This is a genomic window from Schumannella sp. 10F1B-5-1 (assembly GCF_006517535.1).
Taxonomy (GTDB): Bacteria; Actinomycetota; Actinomycetes; order Actinomycetales; family Microbacteriaceae; genus Schumannella.
The window spans coordinates 1-248 of sequence record NZ_VHQH01000210.1 but is presented as its reverse complement, the minus strand read 5'-3'; the positions used below and the strand labels follow the sequence as shown (position 1 = coordinate 248).

General features: G+C 45.2%; 1 pseudogene. It reads right to left on the bottom strand.

Features of this window, described 5'->3' with window-relative positions:
• Positions 1-81: 81 nt before the first annotated feature.
• Positions 82-248 (bottom strand): annotated as a pseudogene (locus FJ658_RS15455) (APH(3') family aminoglycoside O-phosphotransferase); the annotation flags it as partial.

The window sequence follows — 248 nt, the reverse complement described above, 5'->3', positions numbered from 1 at the left end:
TTCACCACCCTGAATTGACTCTCTTCCGGGCGCTATCATGCCATACCGCGAAAGGTTTTGCGCCATTCGATGGCGCGCCGCTTAGAAAAACTCATCGAGCATCAAATGAAATTGCAATTTATTCATATCAGGATTATCAATACCATATTTTTGAAAAAGCCGTTTCTGTAATGAAGGAGAAAACTCACCGAGGCAGTTCCATAGGATGGCAAGATCCTGGTATCGGTCTGCGATTCCGACTCGTCCAA